This window comes from Candidatus Synechococcus spongiarum SH4 (genome assembly GCF_000586015.1).
Lineage (GTDB): Bacteria > Cyanobacteriota > Cyanobacteriia > PCC-6307 > Cyanobiaceae > Synechococcus_B > Synechococcus_B spongiarum_F.
The window spans coordinates 1-6,127 of the sequence record NZ_JENA01000090.1; the positions used below are offsets into that span (position 1 = coordinate 1).

Here is a 6,127-nt window from a genome sequence, read left to right on the forward strand (position 1 = left end):
AACCTTGAGCGAATGGCGGGCAACAGTTCACTGTTCAACACCACCACCACACCAACAAGCGCCAAGCCCAGGCCACAGCCCACCAGAACAATCAACCAGTCGCCCTTATCCTTGCCTTGCCCGGCCCGTGCTTTTTGTTGTGGAGCTGCCGCCTCCGGCCTCCCTGCGCTCGGCTGCCTGCGTTGCTTCTGGGGTGTGCCGTAGGAGGGGCTGGGGGCCTGGACGGCTTTCCCGGACCGGGGTTGAGGTTGATGGGCTGGCGGCTCTCCTCCTCCCAGAAATGCCTTGCAGGCCTGGATCATGGGCTCGGGGTCAACATCTACCGCCACTGCCGCCTTGCGGTACATGCTCATCACATAGGGAATCTCCGGAAGCATGCCGTTCTCACCAGCCTCCAAGGCGCGGATGAAATGGACCGGCAGGAATAATTTTTCAGATAGCTGCTTTTGCGTCCATCCTTTGGCCTCACGCCCAGCCAAAAGGTGCTGACCGTAGGCTCTCAGATCCAAGCCTTCCGGGAACCGCATGGTGAACGGGTTGTCACGAGAGACGCCACTATAGCCGGAGGAAGGGGCGCCCACAGGGATCCAGCGGCCCGCCCTCAACGGAGCCGGGCAGGCATCGTCGCCGACCCTCAGGACTTTGCCGGAATCTTGCCGCGGGTAAGACAGCGAAGCTTGCGCAGAGCTTTGAGTTCCACCTGCCGTACGCGCTCACGGGAGACCTCCAGCATGCGGCCGGTGTCGGCCAAGGTGCATCGCCGTTCCCCATCCAGACCAAAGCGCAACTTGAGCACTGTGCGCTCCTGCTCGCTCAGGGTTTCCAGGCAGCGGCCCAGTTCCTCGTAGTGGAGACGTTGCTCCACCAGTTCCAGGGGTTGGGCCGTGGTGAGGTCGGCCACCAGTTCCGTGAGCAGGCTCCGGTCCTCCTCACTGCCCACGGGGGTATCCAGACTGGAGGTGGTGAGGGCCTGGCGCATGAGGCTGTCCAACTCCTCCACCGGTATCTTGAGCGCAAGGGCCACCTCGGACCGGCTGGGCATGGCCCCCTGCTTCTGCGCCAGATCCGTGGTGACCTTGCTGATGGCCGAGAGTCGTTCCCCCAGGTAGAGGGGCAGGCGAATGGTGCGGGACTGGCAGGCGATGGAGCGGGTCATGCTCTGGCGAATCCACCAGAAGGCATAGGTGGAAAACTTGTAGCCGCGAGTGGGGTCGAATTTCTCCACGGCTCGCTCCAGCCCCAGGGAGCCCTCCTGGATCAGATCCAGGAGATCCATGCCCTTGCCCTGGTATTTCTTGGCGATGCTCACCACCAGGCGCAAGTTGGCCTTCATCATCCGCTGCTTGGCCCGTTGGCCAATGCGGAGATACCGCTGCTCCTGGCGATTCAACTCCCGCTCCTGACCCAGCGTCTGCAACAACACCATCTTCTGCACCCGATTGCCCAATTCAATTTCTTCGGCCGGGCTCAGCAGAGGAATACGTCCGATGGAAGACAGATACCAACTGATGGAGTCGGAACCAGAACCGGTCTGTCGTTTGGACCGATTCTCTGTTGAGGCGGAGACTCCCATGGAGGACACCATGGACACACGGAATTGCTGACAAAAACCTTCCTTGATTAACCACAATCTCCACCACGCTTTCATTAATGCTTTAGATTGATGCGTGGAAACACACACATTCTTTATCAGGTCAATCCTTATTTGTCAGGTTGGCGAAGGCGCTTGGCCACCATCGGGGGAGACGGGTGTTTCCAACCCTCCCGCACCAGTTGCCGGGCGGCATGGAGATGATCAAGGGCGGCGCCCGCCAACCGGCCATGGTCGAGATCTCCCGCGGCAGCGGCCATGGCGCCCCGGCCGGCGGCAAAGCCCGCCAGCACGTCCCCCAGGCCAGCCCGGGCGGCGGTGGGAACCCCCTCCAACAACTGCCAACAGCGTCCGTCCGGCGCGGCAACGGCTGTGCGTGGACCCTTGAGCAACACTGTAACCCCGGCAATCCGGGCGGCGGCGGCGGCCCGCTCCGGATGGTCCCCATGGGGGCAGGCGGGGAAGAGACGATCAAATTCCCGGATGTGGGGGGTGATCCAGGTGGGTCCATGGCGCCCCCGCAGCCATGCCGCCGCTTCACCCTCCGGCATGGTGGCCAACCGATTGAGCCCGTCGGCATCCAGCACCAGCAATCCGGCAAACCTCTGCAGGGGCTCCCAGGCCTGGGCTACAAAGGGGGCGGAATCCATGCCCGGTCCCAGTAGAACGGCGTCATACCGGCCCAGATCAGGGAGTTGGCGCCACACCAGCGGTCCCGGCTCCAGAGGTGGGGACAGATCCACCCCTGCGTTCAGCACATGGGGATAACCGTCACTCACCCGGTGGGCCACGTCCGGCGCCATGGCGATGGCGATGGCGCCAACTCCACTGGCATCAGCCCCGGCCGTGGCCAGCACAGCGGCGCCCGGGTAGCGTTGACTGCCCGCCAGCAACAACACCCTGCCCCGGCCGTATTTGTCCGCTGCCGCGGACGGTTCGGGCCATGGCGCCGTGGCGCGATCCGCGGCAGTCACACCACAGGGGAGGGGTCCCTGCTCCTGAATCAGGTCCAGCGCCCAGCCGGGTACGCCAAAGTCGATACGCTCCAGTTGTCCCACCACGTCCAAGGCATCGGCCTGCAACAGGCCCCGCCTGTAAAGACCCAGGCAGAAGGTGCGCTGGCTGTGGAAGCAAGCCCCCAGCGGTCGCCCGTGGCGATCATCCAGGCCGCTGGGCACATCCACGGCCCAGACCCACTGCCCCGCCAACCGGGCCCCATGGGCCAATGCAGCCAGTGGAGCCGGCAAAGGTCGGGACTGGGCCAGACCAAACAGGGCGTCAACCCAAAGCTGGTCCCGGCCCGGCGTGGGGGGCTGTGGCAGGCGGGGCACACCCAGCTTCTCCAGGTACTGCAGGTGGGCGGCAGTGAGGGGCTTGTGGCGGGGAAACGGGCTCCAAACCGCCACGTCCCGGCCCGCCATATGAAGTTCCCGGGCCAGAACGGCTCCATCCCCACCGTTGTGGCCAGGCCCGATCAGGACCACCACGGGCCGGCTGTGGTCCCGGCCCCCATCAGCGGCGCTCAGCAACTCCAGCACCCGGCGGCTGACGGCCAGGGCCGCCTTTTCCATCAGGGCGGCCTGGGGCATTCCCGCGCTGAACATTGCCTGCTCAACGGTCTGCATCTGCCGGGGGTACGCCAACAGATGGGCGGCGTCCGCAACAGGCCATTGGCGGTCTGGCCCGTGATCCATGCACTGTGTCCTCCAGAATCAGACCATCATGGGATGAATTCCCCAGCCCCAGCCATGACCAGGACCATGGGGTTCAACCACCCCACCCCATCCACCACAAACCCTCCCAGCACCGACCCTCCCAGCACCGAAGGGGGCCGCCGCGCCCTGGAGTTGCTGCGGCAATGGCCGGGAGAACACCGTGTTGCCGTGGGGCTGTCCGGTGGCGTAGACAGTTCTCTCGCCGCTGCTCTGCTGCAGGAGGCCCAGTGGTCCGTTACCGGCGTGACCCTCTGGCTGATGAAGGGGCGCGGGGCCTGTTGCTCCGACGGGTTGGTGGATGCGGCCGGAGTCTGTGAACAACTGGGGGCGCCCCATCACATCCTGGATGCTCGCCAGACCTTTCAGCAGGAGGTGATGGATCCTCTGGTGGAGGGCTATGGCCAGGGCGTCACCCCCCTCCCCTGCTCCCGCTGCAACCGCCACGTGAAGATGGCCCTGCTGCTGGATTGGGCGGAGCGGGAGATGGGCATCTCCCGGCTTGCCACCGGTCACTATGCCCGCCTGCGCCGTCACCCTGACAGTGGCCGCATGGAACTGCTGCGGGGGCGGGACCGCCAGAAAGATCAAAGCTATTTCCTCTATGACCTGCCCCAGGAGCAGTTGGAGCACTTGGTGTTTCCCCTAGGGGAACTGAGGAAGGCGGAAACCCGCGCCGAGGCTCAACGCCATGGCCTGCGCACCGCCGCCAAGCCGGAAAGCCAGGACCTCTGCCTGGTGGAGCGCCACGGCTCCATGGCGGCTTTTCTGGAGACCCACTTGCCGCCCCGGCCCGGGAAGATCGTGCTGCGGGACGGTACGGTGGTGGGGTCCCACAACGGCGTGCAGCACTTCACCATTGGTCAGCGCCGTGGTCTGGGGGTGGCATGGCATGAGCCCCTCCACGTGGTGAAGCTGGACGGGGCCATGAACCATGTGGTGGTGGCGCCCCGCAGTGAAGCCATGCGCAGGGATTGTGTTGTGGCCGCCATCAACTGGGTGTCCATCCCGCCAGCGGCGGCGCCCATGGAGGTGCAGGTGCAGGTGCGCTACCGCAGCGAACCCGTCACCGCCCGGTTGAGTCCCAACGGCGCCACCCAGGCCAGGCTGGTGTTCGAGACACCGCAGTTTTCCATTACCCCCGGCCAGGCGGCAGTCTTCTATGGGGAAGACGTGCTGCTGGGGGGTGGGCTCATCCAGCGGGCAATGGACTAGGGTGGAAATTGTGAAGGATGTATCGGGGCGTAGCGCAGCTTGGTAGCGCGCTTGCTTTGGGAGCAAGATGTCGCAGGTTCAAATCCTGTCGCCCCGATTCCGTCCATCCAAGGGATGAGCGTGGCCCTCTTCCCCCCACCAACCTCAAGTAATCACGGTGGGTGCAGCCATGCCCGTGCGTTGACGGATGCCCGCCAACTGGTCGGCGCCACGGATCAGCGGCGCCAGGGCCGTCTGGGGGTCCAGGTTCAGCACACCGCTGCTGGGCTCGTAACGCTCCAGATAGAGCCGCAGGGTGGCCCCACGGGTGCCGGTGCCGGAAAGACGGAAAATCATGCGGCTGCCACCCTCCAGCAGGATCCGTAAACCCTGACGGCTGCTGGTGGAGCCGTCCACCGGGTCGGTGTAGGAAAACTCGTCCGCCCGGTCAATCCTGTCCCCCGCCAGGGCCTGGCCCGCCAGCGTGGGCAACCGGTCCCGTAACGCCCCGTACAACTCCGCCGCCGCCGTCTGCTCCACCCCCTCGTAGTCATGGCGGGAGTAGTAGTGGCGCCCGTAGACGGCCCAGTGGCGATCCATCAGAGTGGCCACCGAGCACCGCTCCGCCGCCAGAATGGACAGCCAGAACAGCACCGCCCAGAGACCGTCCTTTTCCCGCACGTGGTCCGAGCCGGTGCCGAAGCTCTCCTCGCCACAGACGGTGATCCTGCCCGCGTCCAGCAGCGTCCCGAAAAACTTCCAACCGGTGGGGGTTTCATAGCAGGGGATGGCCAGTTGCTCGGCCACCACGTCCACCGCGGCGCTGGTGGGCATGGAGCGGGCCACGCCAGCCAGGCCTTGCCGATAGCCCTTCACCTGGGTGGCATGGGCGGCGAGCACCGCCAGGCTGTCGCTGGGGTTCACGAAACACCTGCGGCCCAGGATCATGTTGCGGTCCCCATCCCCATCACAGGCCGCCCCGAACGAGAACTCATCCCCCTGCAACAACGCATCCGCCAGGGGTTTGGCATAGGTGAGGTTGGGATCAGGGTGGCCACCACCGAAGTCCTCCAGGGGCAGGCCATGGCGCACTGTGCCGGCGGGCAAGGCCAGCAGGTCTTCAAAAATCCGCCGGGCATAGGGTCCCGTCACCGCATGGAGAGCGTCAAAGGTGATGGGGAACCCGCCGCTGCCGAGGAAATCCCGCAGTTGATCAAAGTCAAACAACTGCTGCATCAGCGCCACGAAGTCCTCCACCCCGTCCACCACCTCCACGGCCATGGTCCCCAGTTGATGGCGGCCTGGCCGATCCAGGGGAATCGCCTCCGCCTCCACAACGGCGTAGCCCTGCAGGGCCAGTGTGGCCTCATGAATGGCGTTGCTCAACTGCTCTGTGGCCGGGCCGCCGTTGGCGCCGTTGACCTTGACCCCGAAGTCCTCCTCCGGTCCGCCGGGGTTATGGCTGGCGGAAAGGATGATGCCGCCAACGCAGCCGGGGCTGGTGCGGATGAGATGGGAGGCGGCCGGTGTGGAGAGGATGCCGTCCGTGGCGGCAATGACCCGCCCCACCCCATGGGCGCAGGCCATGCGCAGGATCACGTCAATAGCCTGGCGGTTACCGTAGCGGCCA

5 protein-coding genes and 1 tRNA gene are annotated in these 6,127 nt (G+C 65.4%); 2 read left to right on the forward strand and 4 right to left on the reverse strand.

Features of this window, described 5'->3' with window-relative positions; genetic code table 11:
* The 3 genes from BG35_RS10500 to BG35_RS0105400 all read right to left on the reverse strand — a co-directional run.
* Positions 1-527, reverse strand: a 527-nt coding sequence (locus tag BG35_RS10500) for a helix-turn-helix domain-containing protein (RefSeq protein WP_034417260.1), incomplete at its 3' end; no start/stop codon positions are given.
* Between the two features lie 107 nt (positions 528-634).
* Entirely contained in the window at positions 635-1,585 is a 951-nt protein-coding gene (locus BG35_RS0105395) for a sigma-70 family RNA polymerase sigma factor (protein WP_025782022.1), read from the reverse strand.
* A 116-nt stretch (positions 1,586-1,701) separates the two neighbouring features.
* Positions 1,702-3,285 (reverse strand): NAD(P)H-hydrate epimerase, encoded by a 1,584-nt coding sequence (locus BG35_RS0105400; RefSeq protein WP_025782023.1) that lies wholly within the window; start codon positions 3,283-3,285, stop codon positions 1,702-1,704.
* A 66-nt stretch (positions 3,286-3,351) separates the two neighbouring features.
* Here BG35_RS0105400 and mnmA point away from each other — a divergent pair, with 66 nt between their 5' ends.
* Together mnmA and BG35_RS0105410 are read left to right on the forward strand one after the other, a co-directional pair.
* Positions 3,352-4,518 carry a tRNA 2-thiouridine(34) synthase MnmA gene (gene mnmA, locus BG35_RS0105405; RefSeq protein WP_051506160.1) on the forward strand — a complete coding sequence of 389 codons (1,167 nt, stop codon included), beginning with the start codon at positions 3,352-3,354 and terminating at the stop codon, positions 4,516-4,518.
* A 23-nt stretch (positions 4,519-4,541) separates the two neighbouring features.
* Positions 4,542-4,615: transfer RNA gene (locus tag BG35_RS0105410), tRNA-Pro, on the forward strand.
* A gap of 47 nt (positions 4,616-4,662) precedes the next feature.
* On the opposite strand, the gene BG35_RS0105415 is transcribed toward BG35_RS0105410, so the two are convergent.
* Positions 4,663-6,127 (reverse strand): alpha-D-glucose phosphate-specific phosphoglucomutase (locus tag BG35_RS0105415; protein ID WP_025782026.1); only part of this gene is annotated, 1,465 nt, incomplete at its 5' end.

Excerpts from the sequence above, each read along its gene's own strand:
- BG35_RS0105395 (WP_025782022.1), bottom strand. The coding sequence starts at position 1,585 with ATGGTGTCCTCCATGGGAGTCTCCGCCTCAACAGAGAATCGGTCCAAA.
- mnmA (WP_051506160.1), top strand. The coding sequence starts at position 3,352 with ATGGGGTTCAACCACCCCACCCCATCCACCACAAACCCTCCCAGCACC.
- BG35_RS0105400 (WP_025782023.1), bottom strand. The coding sequence starts at position 3,285 with ATGGATCACGGGCCAGACCGCCAATGGCCTGTTGCGGACGCCGCCCAT.